Origin of the sequence: Bacillus sp. 3103sda1, assembly GCF_024159135.1 — a bacterium.
GTDB classification, from domain to species: Bacteria; Bacillota; Bacilli; order Bacillales; family Bacillaceae_G; genus Bacillus_A; species Bacillus_A rhizoplanae.
Genome location: NZ_JAMYWS010000001.1, coordinates 385,999 through 406,333, shown reverse-complemented (window position 1 = coordinate 406,333; position 20,335 = coordinate 385,999). Strand labels below are relative to the sequence as shown.

Genomic DNA, 20,335 nt, shown 5'->3' with positions numbered 1-20,335 from the left:
GGGAGGAACATATATGAAAAAAATGTCCAGGCAGGAAAAAAGCTGGATATTATATGACTGGGCAAACTCAGTGTATTCACTTGTTATTACAACTGCTGTATTTCCAATCTACTTTAAAGCAGCCGCTAAAGAAGCTGGACTTGCAGGTACAACATCAACTGCATATTGGGGATATGCAAATTCCTTTGCGACACTTATGGTGTCTATACTTGCTCCAATTCTTGGTACAATTGCTGATTATAAAGGATTTAAGAAACGTTTCTTCACATTCTTTTTCCTATTAGGCATTATTTTTACAAGTATGTTGGCAGTAGTACCAACTTCGCAGTGGATTCTCTTACTTGGCTGTTATATGCTCGCTTTAATTGGATTTGCAGGAGCAAATATTTTTTACGATGCGTTTTTAATAGATGTGACGACAGAGGACCGAATGAACCGTATTTCAACACGCGGCTTTGCTCTTGGCTATATCGGGAGCACAATTCCATTTATCGGCTGCATGGCCCTTATTATTCTTTCACAAAAAAGTATCATCCCATTATCAGTCGGCGTGGCAAGCCAAATTTCATTCGCAATTACAGCACTTTGGTGGGGACTCTTTACCATCCCTATGTTAAAAAATGTTGAACAACGTTATTTTATCGAACGCGATCCAAATCCTGTTGTGACAAGCTTTAAACGCCTTGCTTATACATTTAAAAATATCCGTCAATACCGAACTGTTTTTTTCTTCCTCCTTGCCTATTTCTTCTATATTGATGGAGTCGACACAATCATTACAATGTCAACAGCATATGGAACAGACCTTGGGATTAGTGCAACAAATTTATTAATTATTTTATTCGTTACGCAAATCGTTGCCTGCCCATTTGCATTGTTATATGGCAAGTTATCTGAAACATTTACCGGAAAGAAAATGCTATATGTCGGTATTATTATTTATATTATTATTTGTACGTACGCCTATTTCCTAAAAACAACGCTGGATTTCTGGATTTTAGCGATGCTCGTTGCTACTTCACAAGGCGGTATTCAAGCGTTAAGCCGCTCCTATTTTGCAAAGCTCATTCCGAAAGAATCCGCAAACGAATTCTTTGGATTTTATAACATATTTGGTAAATTCGCTGCCATTATGGGTCCTGTTCTCGTCGGTGTCACAACGCAATTAACAGGCAAAACAAACGCTGGTGTTTTAAGTATTATCATATTATTTATTATCGGTGGATTTCTGTTAACACGCGTACCAGAGGGCTCTTCTGCTTCTGTAACACCACCTTCTCCAAAATCAGAAACATTATAAAGTGAAACTTCCATCAGTGGGGATTTTTTCATCCCCCACTGATGGTTAGTTGAACCAATCGGGCTTTAATGGGCAGTTCCCCCCCACCTAGCTTCCTCGTTTTTCTCTTCATCTTGAGGTGAGGGGGGCTTACTGCCCATTAAAGCGGGGTAATAAAGAAACTCTCCCAACTTATGCTAGTGGGAGAGTTTTTTTATAATTGATTTACTTTCTGCATTTCTTGTTTTTGTGTCATCTTCATTTTGAGTATCGGCAAGACAGCAATTACGACAAGTACAGCTGCTACACTAAACACTGTAATAAGGGAAGTCGCTTCCTTCAATATCCCCCCTAAAGAAACACCTATTAACATCGTGCTCATAAATAACGGCAATATAGTTCCGTTTACCCGGCCAATCATATTGTCAGCTACAAGCTGAGTCATGAAAGTTCCTATTACGATATTTACACACGCTAAACAAATTCCTGTTACAAAACGCATACATACCGTAATCCAAAATGAAGTAGAAAATCCTTCTAAAACAAATGAAACGGCTAAAATGATAATTCCAAAAACAAGCAAACGTTTCTGCTTTACTTTTGCAGCAACCACAGCTGGTACTTGGCCTTATAGCATAAGATACAATTCTGTTAGGGATATATGCATTTTATTCTCTTTTTTACACCAGAACCTAAATAACTGTTCTTTTTCCATACTAATCACACACCTTTTGTAAAGTAATAATATCAGTATGTCCAAGATTTATACAAAAAGAAGTTCCTTTTTTCTGAAAAATGAATATAAACTCAAGATTAATAATAAATATCCTAAGGAGATTTTATATTTCTTTCATTTATTCCTTTACATCTGCATGAATCATTTATTATAACAGTTTTCCCGTCTAAAATAAGATGTTTCAACAAAGGAAAGTATAATTATCTTTGTAATGGTCTTCCAATATAATCGATGTGTTAATCAAAGGAAAACTGTATTATTATTTTCTTTCTACTAACTAATACAGATTCAAACGATGGGCACAACTGCTACATGCCAAGTGTAATTTATTATCTATTCAAGATTCTGTTTATTCAATCTTTCTAAAAATAAAAAAATATTAAAACTCATAAATATGCAAGCTATAATGAGGGCGTCAGGAGATAATCTATTACCTTCAGAGAAAATATCAAACCAAGTTCTGGTGCAAAAATTCTAAACTTCTAAAATTGGACATACTGATACGCTTCCTTTTGTAATCAGAAAGGGAAATTTATTTAACATAAAAGTGGAAGCGTTACCATCCGAATCTTATGTTCTGATTTTTGGAACAAATGTAATTGTAGAAAATAAAAGCCGGAACATATTTTGAATTGGACATTCTAATAACTTAGATTCAACTGCAGTTAAAAACAATACATTATGGGGGGCTTAGTTGTTAAATACAAAAGTTGTTTTGATGTGATTGGGCCAATATTCCTAAGCCTTAAAAAGAGACGTAAGAATAGGATACAAGGAGGAATTATTATATGAATGGGAATACTGCAAAAAAAATAGAATTTCAAGCTGAAAATACTGCAGTAAAAAATGAGAAATATCCAGATCCTAAAAAGTGGCATAAACAGGATACTACCTGGGCATTGAGCCTTTTTGGAACAGCAATTGGAGCAGGAGTACTCTTTTTACCTATTAATGCAGGTTCAGGTGGTTTATTATCATTACTGTTAATTACCATACTTGCATTTCCTGTTATGTACTACTCACATAGAGCGCTTGCTAAAATGATATACGCTTCTAATTCTGCTGAAGAGGGGATTACAGGTACAATAAGAGAGTATTTCGGAAATAAGGCAAGTATAATTTTTAATATAGTATATTTCGTCTCAATTTATACTATTGTGCTGATGTATTCGGTTGCACTTACAAATACTGCAAGTAGCTTTATCGTGAATCAATTGCACATGCAGGAGCCTCCAAGGGCCATTTTATCGCTTGTATTAGTACTCGGTCTTATAGCTATATTAAATTTTGGTCAAGATATCACTGTAAAGATAATGAGCATGCTAGTATATCCTTTCATAGCTTCTCTACTTTTTATCGCAATATCTTTGATTCCACAGTGGAATACGTCAATGCTTAGTTTTTCAAGTGTTTCTACTGCTTCAACAGGCACAGGATATTTTGGAACGATATTGATGATACTACCAATCATAGTATTCTCGTTCAATCATTCGCCTATGATTTCATCATTTGTTATGAAACAGAGAGCAACCTATGGAATAGAAGCTACTGATGCCAAATGTGCTCAAATACAAAAAGCTTGTTATATCATGACATTCGCTGTTGTTATGTTCTTTGTTTGGAGCAGTACATTGAGTTTGACTCCAGCTGATCTTATAAAAGCAAAAGAAGAGAACTTATCAATTCTATCATATCTTGCTAATGAGCTTAATTCGCCTGTCATCACTATTGCAGCTCCTATCATTGCTTTTATGGCTATAACAAAGTCCTTCCTTGGCCATTATATAGGAGCATATGAGGTAATGCGTGACATGATTATCAAGGTCGGTAAAAAACGCGGAAAAAATATGGGAGAAAAAACAGTTAAGACAATGATCCTTACTTTTGTTGTATTAACATGCTGGTATGTTGCTTATGCAAATCCAAGTATTCTTGGAATCATTGATGCCCTTAGTGGTCCGTTAGTTGCTGCTATCTTATGTCTATTACCAATGTATGCGATCCGCAAAGTACCAGTACTAGCTAAATACAGAGGGAAAGCGAGCAACGTATTTGTCATTATTATAGGTATACTTACTGTCCTAGCAAGTATTAGATCATTATTCTAATTCACTATTGTTGGTTCTGTTGCAAAAATAGTGGGAAATGAAAAAAGAACGAAAGATTCCTAGCGGAAATGAATTTTATGCTGTTAAACCAAAGAAATTATAGATAAGATATATCTGTTTTGGACAAACTTCTCACCTTGGGGAGTTTGTCCTTTTTTGATTATATGCATAACTTCTATTCCAGCAATCACTTTTTTAGCTGTTTGCAATGATTTTAATCCAAGCATATTGGGGTGCCGCCCCACATCCATCAACTTAAGGATTTAGACTATTTTTGAAGCTAAAAGCACGTTACTATTCTCTTATGTTAATGAGAAAGGGTGACGTGCTTTTTATGAATATGCACCAAAAACAAGAGTTATCTTTATTTGCCGAAGAGTTATATCGATATATGTCTCCCGCTACACTTAATCAATTAGCTATAGAAGCAGGCGGAATGAAACGAAAACGTAAGTGCCACGGGCACCATTTCTTATCTTTGTGTGTATGGTTAAATCAACAAATCGCTACTACCTCTCTTACTCAACTTTGTAGTCAATTAGAAACTTCAACAGGAATTTTATTAAGTCCTGAGGGACTTAATCGACGATTTAACTCGGCTTCTGTAGCCTTTTTTCGAACTGTATTTACTACACTTCTACAAGCTAAAATTGGAGGGTTATCTAAGATTTCTCATTCTCTTTCTGCTTACTTTGAGCGTATTCGTATCCTTGATTCTACAACCTTTCAAGTTCCAGATCGATTCGCATCTACTTATCCTGGTGCCGGAGGATGTAGTCATAAAGCTGGTGTAAAAATCCAACTAGAGTATGACTTGTTGAGTGGAGAATTTTCTGATGTGAAAATTGAACCAGGAAAACGAAGTGATCAGGCGTATGGTGCGACTCGAACAGGCATGATACAAAAGAATGAGCTGTATATTCGTGACTTAGGATATTTTCGTCTACAAGACTTTAAGTCTATTCAAGACAAGCAGGGGTATTATTTATCCCGTCTTAAGTTACCAACTAAAATATATAGAAAAGAGTTCGAAACAGTGGTATTTAAAACAAAATCCTCTCAATTGAAACCGGTATATATACAAATTCATTTAGAAGACATTATGAAACAACTACAACCTGGCCAAGTGTATGAATTACACGATGTATATGTAGGGAGTAAAGACAAACTGCCTACTCGTATTGTAGTTTATAGGTGTACCGAGGAGCAAAAACAGAAACGCCTACGTGACCGAGCTATTCGCGAAAAGAAAAAAGGAATTACATATACAGAGCGCACGAAGCTTTTACAAGGTATTACGGTATATATGACAAACATTCCTACGGAATGGGTTCCAAAAGAGAAAATCTATGATTTATATTCATTACGTTGGCAAATTGAGCTGTTATTTAAAATATGGAAATCTTGGTTTCAAATTCATCGTTGTAAATCTATTAAACAAGAGCGATTAGAATGTCATCTTTATGGGCAACTCATTAGTATTCTATTATGTTCTTCTACTATGTTTAAAATGCGAGAACTCCTATTACGTAAGAAACAGAAAGAGCTAAGTGAATATAAAGCGATGTACATAATTAAGGATTATTTTTTACTTTTTTACCAAGCATTACACAAAAACACCCAAGAATTATCAAAGGTTCTCCTTCGTCTGTTTAACCTCCTACAGCACAACGGACGAAAATCTCATCGATACGAGAAAAAGACAGTCTTTGATATTTTGGGTGTTGTTTATGAGTATACCACTTCTACTCATCAGGTAGCATAGTAAAAAAATTGAAACCCGTCAGGGTTTATTTGATATGCCCACTTTTATAAAATCTACAAAAGATAATAAAAAACTATATGGAAAGACCGCATTTTGTTTGAAAATATACCTTAAGTTGATGGATGTGGGGTGCCGCCCCATGTCCATCAAGCTAATATTTTGAAGTATCCCCAAAACGAAAATTTTATATCACTACAACAGTTATTTATAAGAATTTAGTGCATTTTTTGCGTTTTGGGGAACAACCAATTTCTTAAGTTGATGGGTATGTAAGGTGACCCCTATTTAAGAAAACATCTTGTCAATCCAATTATGAATCGCATACAGTTTCCCTATTTTTAACGCGACCTTAAATAAAATAATGCCTACCCCTACTAAAGCAAATGCAATCATCTTCCCTTTATTTTTTACTTTCGGCTTTTTTTCCATTCTATATTCCCTCTTTATATCTTTTTATATTTATTAATCGATATAAGTTCCCTTATTAATCAAACGTTTGTTTAATACATTTCACAAGGCTTTGCCCCAACTAATCAAACGTTTGTTTAAATTTCAAAACAGTAAGAAATGCGCCTTTTCAGACGCATTTCCATATTAACTTCAATCGCCACCACAACTTCCACCATCTCCGCCATCTCCACCATCTCCACCAAAAGAACTATCACAATCTCCTGAACTCTCACTAGGTCCTGCGAAAAAAAATGGTGTAGCAGTATACGTTGTACTACCCGTTGCATCAGACTTATATTGTTTTTGTGCCCGCTTTCTTTCACTAGATACAATTATTTTTACAATAATCCAAAATAGTATAATAAAAAGCACAGCGCCTACTAATATTTCCATTTTAAATCCCCCTTTCACTATTCAATCATTTGTAGAATACGATTTATATTCTCCAAAGAAATGAAACGAGATTCTCGTACTATTTCTTTTCCACCGTGAAATAGTAAAACAGTTGGTGCAGTAAACACTAAATATTGCCCTGAAATTTCCCTCATATCCTCTAATGAAACAACAATTCTTTCCACATTCGAATGATGTTCGAGTAATTGTGTTATTTTTTCGAGCATAACGTCGCATACACCGCAATCTTCAGTTTTAATAAATAGTAGTAATAATGGCTGTTGTTCAATATATGCTGTTAGTTCTTCTATATTTGAGAATTGTTTCATGCAAATCCCTCTTTCTTACATGAATTTTTGAAATGTCTTTTTACGATATGTGCCAAATACTGATGTTTCTTTTAATTTACACCTTTCTAGCATTTGCTGAAGACGAAGCGATTTTGCAGTTAATTCTTCTTATAATTGCCTTCTTTCTGCTTCATCGTGACAGCAAGCAATCAGATCTTCGATTTTTAACATATCTTTTTGTAGCTGCATTTCTTCCGGAATCATGCCAGCATTTTTTAAAATTTTATAACTTATGCGAAGCTTCTGGTATCATTGACAAATCCTTTCATTCAAGAGGCTTTCCTTTGTCATGTATCAGCATTTATATAGATATGTTAAAAACTTCATGTGCCGTGGCTTCATTATCATCATACGGAAATATATGTAATTCCGTCAATAAAACAAGCTATTTTTATATGATTCATACACGCAAAATAGATTTATAAAGTGAAACTTCCATCAAGTAGGATTTCTTCATCCCCACCTATTTTCTTCACTTTCTCTGCATCTTGAGGTTGGGATCTTACTGCCCAAAAGTAGCGAGATAAATATAAAACTGTCGTTTTTCTAATATTTGAAACTCTAATTATCTTAACTGGAACAAAGAAAACGGCGCTCTTGCACAAAAGAGGCACCGTTTTTACATTTTCTATTAATCTTTTTTTAATTTTCTAGCAATCCCATTTCCAAGAGACTGCAATCCTTGTACGAGGATAATTAAAATTAGAACGGTCGCATACATCACTTCTGGTTCATAACGCAAATGCCCAAAGCGATATGCTAAATCACCAAGCCCACCTGCTCCAACAAGTCCCGCCATTGCAGTTGCACCAATTAACCCGATCGTCGCAATCGTTAAACCTAGAACTAAAGATGGCCTTGCTTCCCTAACCATCACATACCAAATTATTTTTCGAGTCGAGATTCCCATCGCTTTATAGGCTTCTAATACTCCTCGATCAACTTCAAGTAATGCTGTTTCCATAAGACGTGCAATATAAGGTGCTGTAAATACGACAAGTGGTACAATTACTCCTTTTACTCCAATTGTTGTCCCAACAATGAATTTTGTAAAAGGTAAAATAAAAAATAGTAGAATAATAAACGGAATAGACCGAATGATATTAATCACTGTATTGAGAATCGGATATATGATTTTATTCTCTAGTTGCCCGCCGGGACGTGTTAACACAAGTGCTACACCAAGCGGAAGCGCAATGATAATTGAAATAAAAAGAGCAATGCTTGTCATTTGAAATGTTTGAATCGTTGCTTCCCATATTACTTCACTCCACTCACCCAAAAAGGACTTGCTGGTCATGTTCTTTTCCGCCCCCTTCTACAATAATTCCCTGTTCTTGTAAAAATGATAATGCCCTATGTACTTCTGTTGTTTCTCCTTTCATATGAACAACTAATTTTCCATACGCCTCATGCTTCAGCTGGGTGATGTTCCCCGATAGAATATTGGGATACACATTAAAGCGCTTTGTCGCAACAGCAAGTGCTGGTTCACCAGATGAATTTCCAATAAACGATAACGTAACGATTTCACCATTCTTTTGTAATTCAACCTGTAATACGTTAGGAATTTTTGAAGCAAATGAACTGTTTACAAACTTTTTAGTTGTGTCATGCTGCGGATTCGTAAATATATCTCTTACCTTACCGCTTTCTACAATACTACCGTTTTCCATTACCGCTACGCGATCACAAATGCGCTGAATAACATTCATTTCATGCGTAATCAGTAAAATCGTAATCCCAATCTTCTCATTAATTTCTAAAAGCAAATCTAAAATAGATTCTGTTGTTTCCGGATCTAATGCACTTGTTGCTTCATCACTTAGTAATACTTCTGGTTCATGAGATAAAGCGCGGGCAATCGCAACCCGTTGTTTTTGTCCCCCTGAAAGCTCATTCGGATACGCATCTTTTTTTTCAAACAATCCAACAATGCGCAAATATTTTTCTGTCCTATGTTGAATCTCAGCTTTTGTAATTCCTGTAAGTCGAAGTGAAAGTGCTATATTTTCATATACAGTTGCTGTTTTTAATAAATTAAATCCTTGAAAAATCATGCCAATTTTTTGCCTTGCCTGTGCAAGCTCATTTGAAGGTAAAGATGTTAAATCTTTTCCATTTATAAGAACATGACCAGTCGTCGGCCTTTCTAATAAATTGACGCAGCGGATTAACGTACTTTTCCCGGCACCGCTATACCCAATAACTCCAAATATTTCTCCTTTTTTCACAGTAAGCGATGTATCTTTAAGTGCTTCTACTTTCCCTTTTTCTGTTTCAAATATTTTAGATACATTCTGTAATTCGATCATACACTTCATCCCCTACCACGATGGCAATACAGCTCCATCAAATTTTTTCTCAATAAATTCTTTCACTTCTGGTGATTGGTAAGCTTTCTTAAACTGCTTTACGACTGCATCATCTTTATTATCTGAGCGAACAACGACCCAGTTTACATATGGCGAATCTTTTCCTTCACGGAAAATAGAATCTTTTGCTGGATGTAGTTTTGCACCCATTGCAAAGTTTGTATTAATGGCAGCTGCTTGTACTTCACTTAACTGTGTTGGCAGCTGGGATGCTTCTAGTTCAACAATTTTTAAGTTTTTAGGATTCTCTACTACATCTTTCGCGGTTGCCTTCTCTTTTGCTTTTGGATCAACTTTTAATACGCCCGCTTTCTCAAATAATTTCAACGCGCGTAATTCATTTGTTGGATCATTCGGTACCGCAATTGCATCCCCTTCTTTTAAGTCCTTCACATCTTTCACTTTCTTTGAATAAATCCCCATTGGAAACGTTACTGTTGAAAATACTTCTGTTAACTTCATTTTGCGTTCTTCTTTAAATACATCTAAATATGATTTCGTTTGAAAGCTATTCAGATCAATGTCTTTTTCATCTAACGATACATTGGGCATTACATAATCATTGAACACTTTAATCTCCACTTGTAAATGATCTTTTGCAGCTACTTCTTTTACTTTCTCCAAAATTTGTTCATGCGGCCCGCCGGTTACGCCAACAGTAATTTTCTTCTCATCTAATGCCTTAGCATCTTTTGTTGAATCTAGGCTGCATGCCCCTAGTAACAATACAGCTCCGCTTACAATACTTAATAATAATTTCTTCATCTCAGTTCCTCCTTAGTTTCTATCTTTTTGACAAAATAAAAACACCTCTCTAAAGTTAAGAGAGGTGTCCTATATATAAAAGTAGCTTCCTCTCTTATCTTCCAAAACGATAATCGTTTTGCTGGAATTAGCACCTGAACTTACCGTTTCGTAAGTTTGGTTGCCGGGCTTCATCGGGCCAGTCCCTCCGCCTCTCTGGATAAGAGTATCAGTATAAAATTGTCAAAAACTATGTACCTTATACTAAATCTTGTAAGACATTTTGTCAACGCAATTTTCTGAATTTTTTTCATTATCAAGCAATAGAGTAAAACTTTCATCAATGGGGGTTTTCTTCATCCCCTACTGATGGAAAGTCCGCCCAATCGGGCACATGCCAGCAGTTATCCCCCACCTATCTTCTTCACTTTTCTCTGCATCTTGAGGTGGGGGTCTTACTGCCCAAAAATAGCGGGATAAAGGAGCTATACGCTCCTTTGATATCCCTTATTTTATCTCTTTGCGCCACCCCTGCACATGCCAAACTTGCGTCACCCACTCTTCATAAAAAGCAGGTTCATGAGAAACAAGTAAAACCGTTCCTTCATATTGCATAAGGGCTTCCTTAAGTGCTTCTTTTGCTCGAACATCTAAATGGTTAGTTGGTTCATCTAAAACGAGTATATTACTTTCTGTTAACATCAATTCACATAAACGTACTTTCGTTTGTTCTCCACCACTTAATGAGCAAAGCCTCTGCCCAATATGTTCTTCTGTTAAACCGCACCTTGCTAGGGCCTGCCGAATTTCTTTTTGAGTCATATCAGGTCGCAATGACCATATTTCCTCAATTGGTGTTTGTTCTGAAGCAAATTCTTCTTGTGCAAAATAAGCTGGATTTACTCGCTCTCCTATTTTCACAATACCACTTAAAGGCTGCAAATGTCCCAATAGTGTTTTTAACATTGTTGTTTTCCCAATACCGTTATAGCCGACGATGGCAATTTTTTCACCGCGCTTTACCTGTAAATCAATTGGCGGGAATAAGGGCGCTGTGTAGCCAATTTGCATATCCTTTGCCTCTAAAATCCGGCTCACAGGATCACAGTAAACATGAAACATAAAACGTGGCTGCAGTGCAGAAGTTGGTTTTCCGATTTTGTTTATTTTTTCTAATACTTTTTCGCGGCTTTTTGCCTGTTTTGCTTTACGAATTTTATTCTTTTGAATAAAGTCCTTTAACTTTCCAATTTCTCTTTGCTGCCTATCATATACCACTTGTAATTGCTGTTTATTTTGTTCATAGTTTTTTATAAATGTTTGATAATTACCTATATAACGTTTCATTCCTTTATGTTCTAAATGATAAATTACATTGGTAATTTCATTTAAAAACCTTTCATCATGCGAAACCACAATGTAAGCATGTTCGTAATTTTTCAAATACCCCATAAGCCATTCAATATGAACGTTATCGAGATAGTTTGTTGGTTCATCAAGTAATAAAACATGCGGTTCTTCTAATAATAATTTTCCTAATAATAGTTTTGTTCGTTGGCCACCGCTTAGTTTTTCCACCTCACGCTCCATACCAAGTGCTAAAATCCCTAATCCCGCAGCAACTTCCTCTATTTTTGCATCAATATGATAAAAATCAGAATGCTCTAGTATACTTTGTAACTCTCCGTATTGTACTAACAATTGTTCAAGGTTATCTCCTGCTGTTGCCATTTTCTCCGCTACTTGCCGCATATTATCCTCGATATCATACAAGTGGCCAAAGGCAGTTTGTAAATATTTCATAATTGTTGTTCCAGCTTGCAGATCAATATGTTGCTGTAAAAAACCAATATTTACATGAGGAAACCATTCAACCTTTCCTGCATCAGGAAGTAACTCTCCTGCTAATATACGCAGTAATGTGGATTTCCCTGCTCCGTTGCTCCCTACAAGGCCAACACGCTCACCTCGAAGTAAGCGAACACAAATATTTTGAAAGATTATTTTATCCCCGTACATATGGGTAACATTTTCAACTGATAACATACTCATTTTACTCTCTCCTTTTCGCTTCAAATACAAAGCCAAACGAGAGAACAGCATGATAAAAACAATATTCAATTAGCCGAACATAAAAATGGGTAAGGCGAACACACCTTACCCATTACAATTTATTATTGTAAGAAAGGAATAAGGTTCTTTATCTACTGTCTTCCGGTCGGCTTTTAATCAAAAATTGGGCATACTTCTCCCTTATCAAGCCAAAACCATTTGAAGAACAGTTGATAAAGTCATCTTATCCTTTCACTCCTTTTGAAATCATTATTTTCTCATAATAATAGTATAAACAAAGCTCTTATATCATATTCTTCCTTTTTCTTTTTGTTCCTGCACTCAAAAGAAAAACTCTTAACAAATTAGATTTGTTAAGAGTTTTTTTCGTCTATTTCCTCATATAAGGAGCCAATATTTTTAATATCTCTGTTTTATCTTCTTTTAGTTCTTCAGAGGTTAACATGTCCATTGTTCTAGGTCGCGGCAAGTTCACCTTGACTTCTCCAACAATTGTTGATGGTTGCTGTGACATAATGAAGACACGATCTGATAACAAAATAGCTTCATCTAAATCATGTGTGACCATAATAATAGTTTGCTTTCCTTTTTGCCACGATTCTAGCAGCCAGCTATGAACTTCCATTTTTGTAAATGCATCTAATTTCCCAAAGGGCTCATCAAGCAGCATAATTGGTTTATCACATAAATACGTACGTAAAAAACTAACACGTTGCCGCATTCCACCAGATAAAGCATCTGGGTAATGATTTGCATATTCATCAAGTCCAAATTGCCTTAGCGCATCCATACCAGCTTCTAAACGTTTTCTTTTTGGCTGTCCTTCAATTTCTAAAGGTAATACAATATTATGAAGAGCAGAACGCCACGGAAGCAGAAGATCTTGCTGCGGCATATAGCTAACAATCTCCCGATTCATAACGGATTGATTTTCGTAAAGTACATCTCCCTCATTTGCTCCTTCAATTCCAGCAATAATGTTTAATAATGTACTTTTTCCGCAACCACTTGGTCCGACAAAGGAAACAAACTCTCCATCCTGAATTGAGACGTTCATATGCTCTAGCACTGTTTTCCCATCAAATGTTTTCGTAACGTCTTTTACTAGTAATCCGCTCATTTTTCGCTTGGAAGGAATTCGTTTGTAAAGGCCGCTTTCACATCAATTTTCTTTTTAATGACTTTATTGTCATATAAGAAATTCATATAATTGCTCCATACCTCTTCCTTCTGTACTCCCCACGCTTTCGCATCATCTTGATATTTCGTACTTAACCATTTTTGACTTTCTTGTACTAACTCTTTATTGATGTCAGGTACATTTTTAATTAAAATATCCGCTGCTTCTTTCGGTTCCTTAATTGCAAAGTTATAACCATCTGTTGTTGCTTTCATAAATTTCTTTACAAAGTCTTTATCTTGTTTTGCATGTTTTTCACTTGTAATAATAACAGGACTATAATAATCTAATGCCGGATCTAAATCTTTTAACATAATTGTATTCAATTCAATACCTTGTCTCTTTGCTTCAATTCCATCCCAGCCATAATAGATCCACTCAAAATCAGCATCGCGGCCAATAGATTTAAAGAAATCGGTTTGTCCAAGTACAACATTCTGTACTTTACTATAGTCTGCTTGATGCTTATCCATAATTGTTTTTAATGTCGCTTCTTCTGCCGGTGCACCCCAGCCGCCATATCTTTTTCCTTCAAAATCCTTTGGTGATGTTATGTTATCTTTTTTTAGAGACGCAAACGCAGATGTATTATGTTGAATAATTGCACCAATTGATACAACTGGAATGTCTTCTACACGTGCTGTTGTTACGTTTTCTTGATAGCTTACACCAAAATCAGCTTTTCCTGATGCAACCATTTGTTCAACAGAAGTATTATCACCCGGCTGAATAATTTCTACATCTAATCCTTGTTTTTTATAGTAATCTTTCGTCTTTGCTACATATAAACCAGTATGGTTTGTATTTGGAAACCAGTCCAATACCACTGTTACTTTCTTCTCTTTACTCTCTGCATTCTTGTCTGCTGAGCAACCTGCAAATGAAAATAGTAAAGAAGCTGCTAATAATATTTTTAACCCTTTTTTCATTTTCCCTCATCCTTCCTGTAAATCCATGGTGCTGTTAGTCTTGCCATCAATTCGACAATAAAATACAACAATAACGTTATACCAACAATAACAACGGCTATCGCAAATACACGTGCTGTTAAAAAAGATTTTGTTGCCCTTGTCAGCATAACACCTAGCCCTTCACTTGCACCAAGCCATTCTCCAATAATAGCGCCCATTACGCTATATGTAACTGCAATTTTTAATCCTGAAAAAAAGTATGGCAATACTGCTGGAAATTTCACTTTTTGATATACTTGCCACTTGCTTGCTCGCATCGTTTGAAGTAATTTCAGCATCGGTTTATCTACCGTTTGAAAACCTTCTAAAATGCTAAGCGCAATTGGAAAGAAGCATACAAGAATAACAACCATTACTTTTGGCAGCATTCCATAGCCAAACCAAATAATAAATAGAGGTGCTAGCACGACAATCGGAATCGTTTGTGAAATCACCAATAGTGGATGAATTAAGACACGGAACAACGGAATGACGTCCATAATAATTGCAATGCTCGTTCCAATTACAATCGCAAAAAATAATCCGATTAAAACTTCTTCCAGCGTCTGCACCGTATTTGGGAGTAATAAATCTTTCATTTCTATAAGTTCACTTACAATCGCGGAAGGCTTCGGTAAAATCCACGGTTCAATATGAAATACTGACACAGCCCCTTCCCATATTGCAACGAGAAAAAGAAGCCAAACCATTGTAATCGTTACGTTAGATCGTTTCTGTTTTTTCATGCTCTTCACGATACTTCCACACTTTTTCATCAATCGTTACACCTGTGCTTGGACGATAATGAATTTTAATAGAAGTAATGACTTCTTCAGCTCCATCATCTATACAAGCTTGCTGCGCACGTTTGATAATATCAAGAAGTTCGTCTAATTCCCCTTCCATCGTTGTTTCCATCGCACCAACTTCATAGCGTACACCAGATTGCTGAACAACCTCAATCGCTTTATCTACAACTGAATATACATCTTTCATCTTTGCTTGTGGTACAACTGAAAATGAAATCGTAACTTGCTGTGACATACTAAATTCCTCCTTATATTAAATAGGTTTCACGAAAAAAGAAAAGGCTTTCCTGTCATGAAGCCAGGAAAGCCTTATATTCAAGTTACCATAGAATAACATATGCTACGATTCTTGATACAACTCCCTACGCTGGCATTATCCAGATCAGGTTAAGGGTCGATGCATTGTTACATCCTCTCAGCCGCACGGGCTCCCCTGTTCCAATTCGTTTTCATTGTAGCACGGATTATTTTTGTGAACAAACAAAAATAAATTTTTCCATCTAATGATACTGTCCTCAAGTTCATCTTCATATATTCTATTGTACTCACAAATTAATATGGAAAGGTGGAAATTGTATGGGCATTCGCTTTATAAAGATTTCTTCTATTTATTTTGTCATCGGCGTCTGTATGGGGATGTATATGTCAATGTCTCTTAATTTTGCATTAAGAAGTGTACACGTTCACTTGCTGCTTCTTGGCTGGGCTTCAATGATGGCAGCTGGCATTTTATATCATATCTTTCAAGAAGCTGGTCATTCTAAACTAGGAAAAATTCACTTTTGGCTGCTTAATATTGGGCTACCAATTATGATGATTGCACTAGCTCTTGAGATTTATGGAAATCACGCAGCTATTCCGTTTGTTGCCGGCGGTAGTATTCTTGTTGTTCTCGCTATTATTATATTTTCTATTAATATTTTTACACATGTAAAAGAAAATTCATAATGAAGTTCTTTATGAATTGAACCTTCCATCATCGGAAATCTTACTGCTCTTTATACAAAATACATGAAAAAAAAGCAGAAGCGGTTAACGCTCCTGCTTTTTTCATGATATTTCAGCCTTTAAATTCTCCAATAAGCTCTCGCAGCTCATAGGCAAGCGTATTTAAACAACCTGCTAATTTCGCTACTTCTTGAACAGACATTTCCTGCTCTTTCATACTTTCTTCCACTGTCTATTCAAAACATATAATGATGAATCGAAATCTTTATTTTTTTGAGATAAGGTAGGGATAGAAGGAAGAATGTAATTACATCAATAAAGCTTAGTCTAATACATTTTTTTAATGGAACAGTGAGAGAAGTTCACAAGGGTAGTCAATAACCAAATATCCACATGCAACCCATTTCTAAAGTTGATGGGCATGTGACGAGAGCTCAAAATGTATTCATTCATATTCACAGATGATATCCTTTTAGTTGGATTTTTACGCTGAAGCAGCAAGAAATTGTTGTTCTTTGAGCATTAATTTGATTTTTTATGGAAAGATATACTAGTAAGTGTACGATTTGAACGTTCTATTTTTTAGAATATAACAGGAGGAGAATGAATATGTCAGAAATTGAAGTAGGCGAAATTTTTACCCTTAGCGATGAGAGTAATGAGGAGCAGGAAGTTGAAGTGCTCGGAACGATGAATGTCGAAGGAGCAGAATACATTGCTGTTGGCTTTGTAGAAGACATTCAAACGGAAACAGAGGAAGACATTGATATCTTCTTTTTAAAAGTAGAAGAAGATAGTGAATTCTCATACATTGAGAGTGACGAGGAATTTGAAAAAGTATCTGCTGCGTTTGAGAAAATTATGGACGAGCAAGAATAATATTGGTTGGACACAAGAGGGGGATGCATATCTGCCCTCTGTTTTTGTATATAGGGGTACCGCCCCATTGCCATCAAGTCAAGAAATTCATTGTTTCCCAAAACAATAAATAAACTGGATTCCCATAGGCAACTAGGAAGAGAGAAAATTTTCGTTTTGGGGATTCTTCAAAATCTTAGCTTGATAGGTATGCGGCAGGACCCCTTACAGAAAAATAGCAAAAAAAGAGACTAATGTATGAAAAAAGCATTGGTCTAAACCAATCCTATCAGTCCGGTAACTGGCTAGCTTAGTCCATTTCAACCTTAGCCCCTATAGTTTTGCGACCCTATGTTTCCATAAGTTTGCCTTTCTCGATGAACGAGTTGAACGATATGGGAGTTTTATGAGAATTACACAATTCTCTGTCCACAGATTACAACATCTAAATCAAATTATATTTATATTTTTACATACAAATATAAATGTCCCAATGATTCTTTTGTAAAATAATTGTAACAAAAAGGAGTGAATCATGTTTTTGATATGCTATATAATAAAAATGGCTATTTTCAGAGATTTATTTTATTATTCATTATTTAATTTTTGAATCATTAAACAAATTAAGTTATTTGATAATAACGATTGATTATTATCTCGGAGGTACTATACTATGTTCTGGCTACAGTTTATCATCTTATTACTCTGCATTTTCATCGGTGCGCGCCTTGGAGGTATTGGCCTTGGAGTAATGGGAGGTGTTGGTATGACAATCTTTGTCTTCTTCTTCCACTTACAACCAACCTCCCCGCCAATCGATGTTATGCTTATGATTTTAGCAGTTATTACAGCCGCTGGGGCACTACAGGCTGCTGGGGGGATGGACTATCTTGTTCATATTGCAGAAAAAGCGCTCCGCAAAAACCCGAAACGTATTACGTTCTTTGCCCCAATCGTCACTTATTTATTTACGTTTTGTGCAGGGACAGGCCACGTTGCCTATTCAGTTCTTCCTGTCATTGCTGAAGTATCGCGTGAATCAGGAATTCGACCAGAGCGTCCACTGTCAATTGCTGTTATTGCATCGCAGCAAGCGATTACAGCAAGTCCAATTTCAGCAGCAACCGTTGCACTTCTCGCTATGCTTGCTGACTATCAGATTACACTATTAGATATTTTAAAAATTAGTATTCCATCTACCTTTATCGCTTGTATGTTAGCTGCTTTCGTCGCAAGCAAAATGGGAAAAGAGCTAAACGAAGATGAAGAATACTTAAAACGATTACAAGAAGGCATGATTCCAAAACTAGAAGAAAAGAAAGAATTTATTGTCCCGAAAGGTGCAAAACTGTCTGTTATCCTCTTTTTATTTGCAACAGTTCTAGTTGTTCTTCTTGGATCTTTTGAAGCGTTACGCCCTAGTTGGATGATAGACGGAAAACTTGTACGTCTTTCTATGCCAAACACCATTGAAATGGTGATGCTAACAATCGCTGCACTTATTATTATTTTTTGTAAACCAAATGTAGAAAGCATCGTGTCTGGTAACGTCTTTAAAGCAGGAGCAACAGCAGTTGTTGCGATTTTCGGCATCGCATGGATGGGAGATACGTTCTTTAACGGTAACTTACAAATGATTCAAGGTTCTATTCAAGGTCTCGTAACGAGTGCACCGTGGTTATTCGCAATTGCACTATTCGTGCTATCAATCTTGCTATATAGCCAAGCTGCAACGGTACGTGCGTTAATACCGCTTGGATTAACACTTGGCATTTCACCAGCACTATTAATTGCGATGTTCCCAGCTGTAAACGGATATTTCTTTATTCCAAACTACGGAACAATCGTTGCAGCAATTAATTTTGACCGTACAGGTACAACGCGTATCGGTAAATATGTGTTAAATCATAGCTTTATGATCCCGGGTCTTGTTGCAACAATTACATCAATCGGAATTGGAATGTTTCTCGTTTCACTGATGTTTTAATTCAGAAAGAGCTAGCCTTTACAAGGGCTAGCTCTTTTTAATCAAACGTTTGTTTAAATATTTATCCCGCGTTAACGGGCAGTAAGACCCCCACTGATGGAAGTTTCACCCTATTCAATGATTTCGATACTATATCCTTTCTTCCGCATTCCCATTAGCACTTGCTCAATATGCTCATTATCTTTCGTCTCAAGAGAAAGGTGCAGCTGCGCATAACCTGGGAATACTTTCGTTCCAATTCTCTCTAAATGAATATGAAGAACATTCGCTTCAAAATCGGTTACAATCTGTAATACTTGTTGTAGTTGCCCTGGCTTATCTTTAATCGTCGTTGAAATATGGACAAATCGGCCTGCTTCAACCATCCCGTGTTCAATAATACGAGAAATAAAATTAACATCAACATTACCACCACTTAATACAGAGACAATCTTTTTCCCTTGCTCAGGCACTTTTCCATATAACATGGCAGCTAATGAAGTAGCACCCGATCCTTCTACAAGTAATTTATTACGCTCTAATAACATAAGCATTGCCCGAGCAATCTCCATTTCATCCACACAGAAAATATCATCTACATAACGCTGCACAAGCTGAAAAGTGAGATCCCCTGGTTTTTTCACCGCAATTCCATCGGCCATCGTTGGTGTTGATTGTACCGTCACCCTTTGTTTTTCCTGCAAGGATTGCTTCATACTAGGACACGCTAGCGCCTGTACACCATATATTTTCACCGATGGCTTTTGTTCTTTAATTGCCATCGCAACGCCCGCAATTAAACCACCACCGCCAATAGGACAAATGACCGCATCAACATCATCAAGCTGATGCAATATTTCTAACCCAACTGTTCCTTGTCCAGCAATAACATCCTCGTCATCAAATGGATGGACAAATGTCGCTCCAGTTCGTTCTTTTAAATCAAGTGCATAAGCTAACGCTTCATCAAACACATTTCCTTGCAATTCTATATTAGCTCCGTAACGCTTTGTTGCAAGTACCTTACTGAGCGGCGCTCCTTTTGGCATAACAATTGTACAAGGAATGCCGAGCATATTACTAGAATAAGCAACACCTTGCGCATGATTACCAGCCGATGCTGCCACAACTCCTTTTTGTAATTCTTCTTTGCTAAGCGAAGTCATTTTATTATAAGAGCCACGTACTTTAAAGGAACCTGTCTTTTGGAGATTTTCTAGTTTTAAATACACTTCATTATGAGATAACTCGCTAAATGTACTGGAATAATCTAATGGTGTTGTATGTACAATGCCTTTCATTTTTTCATGAGCAGCTATAATATTTTGTAACGTAATCATGTCGTCGCCTC

Annotated in this window: 18 protein-coding genes, 3 pseudogenes and 3 riboswitches; of the genes and pseudogenes, 6 read left to right on the top strand and 15 right to left on the bottom strand. The window is 36.3% G+C overall.

Annotated features, from left to right (window positions below; all coding sequences use genetic code 11):
- Positions 1 to 13: 13 nt before the first annotated feature.
- The gene (locus tag NKR74_RS02055; RefSeq protein ID WP_098309107.1) at positions 14 to 1,300 is read left to right on the top strand and encodes an MFS transporter; all 1,287 of its coding nucleotides are present in this window, start codon (positions 14 to 16) and stop codon (positions 1,298 to 1,300) included.
- Between the two features lie 193 nt (positions 1,301 to 1,493).
- On the opposite strand, the pseudogene NKR74_RS02050 reads toward NKR74_RS02055, so the two are convergent.
- A pseudogene (locus NKR74_RS02050) lies at positions 1,494 to 1,907 on the bottom strand (MFS transporter); the annotation flags it as partial.
- A gap of 896 nt (positions 1,908 to 2,803) precedes the next feature.
- On the opposite strand from NKR74_RS02050, the gene NKR74_RS02045 reads away from it, so the two are divergent.
- Positions 2,804 to 4,123, top strand: a complete 1,320-nt coding sequence (locus NKR74_RS02045) for an amino acid permease (RefSeq protein WP_098309109.1) — start codon at positions 2,804 to 2,806, stop codon at positions 4,121 to 4,123.
- Positions 4,124 to 4,198: 75 nt separating this feature from the next.
- Here the strand turns inward: NKR74_RS02045 and NKR74_RS02040 are convergent.
- A pseudogene (locus tag NKR74_RS02040) lies at positions 4,199 to 4,353 on the bottom strand (IS6 family transposase); the annotation flags it as partial.
- Between the two features lie 104 nt (positions 4,354 to 4,457).
- Between NKR74_RS02040 and NKR74_RS02035 the strand changes: the two are divergent.
- Positions 4,458 to 5,888, top strand: coding sequence for an IS4 family transposase (locus NKR74_RS02035; protein WP_253628483.1), 1,431 nt, complete (start codon positions 4,458 to 4,460; stop codon positions 5,886 to 5,888).
- Positions 5,889 to 6,173: 285 nt separating this feature from the next.
- Here the strand turns inward: NKR74_RS02035 and NKR74_RS02030 are convergent, their stop codons facing one another.
- From NKR74_RS02030 to NKR74_RS01975, 12 genes and pseudogenes are all read right to left on the bottom strand, one after another.
- Positions 6,174 to 6,317 (bottom strand): histidine kinase, encoded by a 144-nt coding sequence (locus NKR74_RS02030; protein WP_253628482.1) that lies wholly within the window; start codon positions 6,315 to 6,317, stop codon positions 6,174 to 6,176.
- 171 nt (positions 6,318 to 6,488) lie between these two features.
- The gene (locus tag NKR74_RS02025; RefSeq protein WP_253628481.1) at positions 6,489 to 6,731 is read right to left on the bottom strand and encodes a hypothetical protein; all 243 of its coding nucleotides are present in this window, start codon (positions 6,729 to 6,731) and stop codon (positions 6,489 to 6,491) included.
- 17 nt (positions 6,732 to 6,748) lie between these two features.
- Complete coding sequence (locus NKR74_RS02020; RefSeq protein ID WP_098309112.1) at positions 6,749 to 7,060, bottom strand: thioredoxin family protein; 312 nt, start codon at positions 7,058 to 7,060, stop codon at positions 6,749 to 6,751.
- 15 nt (positions 7,061 to 7,075) lie between these two features.
- Positions 7,076 to 7,376 (bottom strand): annotated as a pseudogene (locus tag NKR74_RS02015) (DnaJ family domain-containing protein); the annotation flags it as partial.
- Between the two features lie 336 nt (positions 7,377 to 7,712).
- Positions 7,713 to 8,381, bottom strand: coding sequence for a methionine ABC transporter permease (locus NKR74_RS02010; RefSeq protein WP_098309113.1), 669 nt, complete (start codon positions 8,379 to 8,381; stop codon positions 7,713 to 7,715).
- Positions 8,356 to 9,396 (bottom strand): methionine ABC transporter ATP-binding protein, encoded by a 1,041-nt coding sequence (locus tag NKR74_RS02005; RefSeq protein WP_098309114.1) that lies wholly within the window; start codon positions 9,394 to 9,396, stop codon positions 8,356 to 8,358. Before NKR74_RS02005 ends, NKR74_RS02010 begins: the two co-directional genes overlap by 26 nt.
- A gap of 12 nt (positions 9,397 to 9,408) precedes the next feature.
- Positions 9,409 to 10,221 (bottom strand): MetQ/NlpA family ABC transporter substrate-binding protein, encoded by an 813-nt coding sequence (locus NKR74_RS02000; RefSeq protein ID WP_098309115.1) that lies wholly within the window; start codon positions 10,219 to 10,221, stop codon positions 9,409 to 9,411.
- Between the two features lie 91 nt (positions 10,222 to 10,312).
- Positions 10,313 to 10,427: riboswitch (SAM riboswitch) on the bottom strand.
- Positions 10,428 to 10,707: 280 nt separating this feature from the next.
- Entirely contained in the window at positions 10,708 to 12,252 is a 1,545-nt protein-coding gene (locus NKR74_RS01995) for an ABC-F family ATP-binding cassette domain-containing protein (RefSeq protein ID WP_098309116.1), read from the bottom strand.
- 391 nt (positions 12,253 to 12,643) lie between these two features.
- Positions 12,644 to 13,393, bottom strand: a complete 750-nt coding sequence (locus NKR74_RS01990) for an ABC transporter ATP-binding protein (protein ID WP_098309117.1) — start codon at positions 13,391 to 13,393, stop codon at positions 12,644 to 12,646.
- A complete protein-coding gene (locus tag NKR74_RS01985) occupies positions 13,390 to 14,382 on the bottom strand; it encodes an ABC transporter substrate-binding protein (protein ID WP_253628480.1) in 993 nt (330 codons plus the stop codon). Before NKR74_RS01985 ends, NKR74_RS01990 begins: the two co-directional genes overlap by 4 nt.
- On the bottom strand, positions 14,379 to 15,179 hold the full coding sequence (locus NKR74_RS01980) for an ABC transporter permease (protein ID WP_253628479.1): 801 nt from the start codon (positions 15,177 to 15,179) through the stop codon (positions 14,379 to 14,381). Before NKR74_RS01980 ends, NKR74_RS01985 begins: the two co-directional genes overlap by 4 nt.
- On the bottom strand, positions 15,127 to 15,447 hold the full coding sequence (locus tag NKR74_RS01975) for an MTH1187 family thiamine-binding protein (protein ID WP_098309120.1): 321 nt from the start codon (positions 15,445 to 15,447) through the stop codon (positions 15,127 to 15,129). The genes NKR74_RS01980 and NKR74_RS01975 overlap by 53 nt, the downstream gene beginning before the upstream one ends.
- 107 nt (positions 15,448 to 15,554) lie before the next feature.
- A riboswitch (TPP riboswitch) is annotated at positions 15,555 to 15,657 on the bottom strand.
- Between the two features lie 131 nt (positions 15,658 to 15,788).
- On the opposite strand from NKR74_RS01975, the gene NKR74_RS01970 reads away from it, so the two are divergent.
- From NKR74_RS01970 to NKR74_RS01960, 3 genes are all read left to right on the top strand, one after another.
- On the top strand, positions 15,789 to 16,160 hold the full coding sequence (locus NKR74_RS01970) for a cytochrome-c oxidase (RefSeq protein WP_098309121.1): 372 nt from the start codon (positions 15,789 to 15,791) through the stop codon (positions 16,158 to 16,160).
- A gap of 609 nt (positions 16,161 to 16,769) precedes the next feature.
- Complete coding sequence (locus NKR74_RS01965; RefSeq protein ID WP_098309122.1) at positions 16,770 to 17,039, top strand: DUF1292 domain-containing protein; 270 nt, start codon at positions 16,770 to 16,772, stop codon at positions 17,037 to 17,039.
- A 272-nt stretch (positions 17,040 to 17,311) separates the two neighbouring features.
- Positions 17,312 to 17,398, bottom strand: a riboswitch (cyclic di-GMP riboswitch).
- 293 nt (positions 17,399 to 17,691) lie between these two features.
- Positions 17,692 to 19,005 carry an anaerobic C4-dicarboxylate transporter family protein gene (locus NKR74_RS01960; RefSeq protein ID WP_098309123.1) on the top strand — a complete coding sequence of 438 codons (1,314 nt, stop codon included), beginning with the start codon at positions 17,692 to 17,694 and terminating at the stop codon, positions 19,003 to 19,005.
- A 110-nt stretch (positions 19,006 to 19,115) separates the two neighbouring features.
- Here NKR74_RS01960 and ilvA read toward each other — a convergent pair whose 3' ends face one another.
- Positions 19,116 to 20,324 carry a threonine ammonia-lyase gene (gene ilvA / locus NKR74_RS01955; RefSeq protein WP_098309124.1) on the bottom strand — a complete coding sequence of 403 codons (1,209 nt, stop codon included), beginning with the start codon at positions 20,322 to 20,324 and terminating at the stop codon, positions 19,116 to 19,118.
- Positions 20,325 to 20,335: the final 11 nt, after the last annotated feature.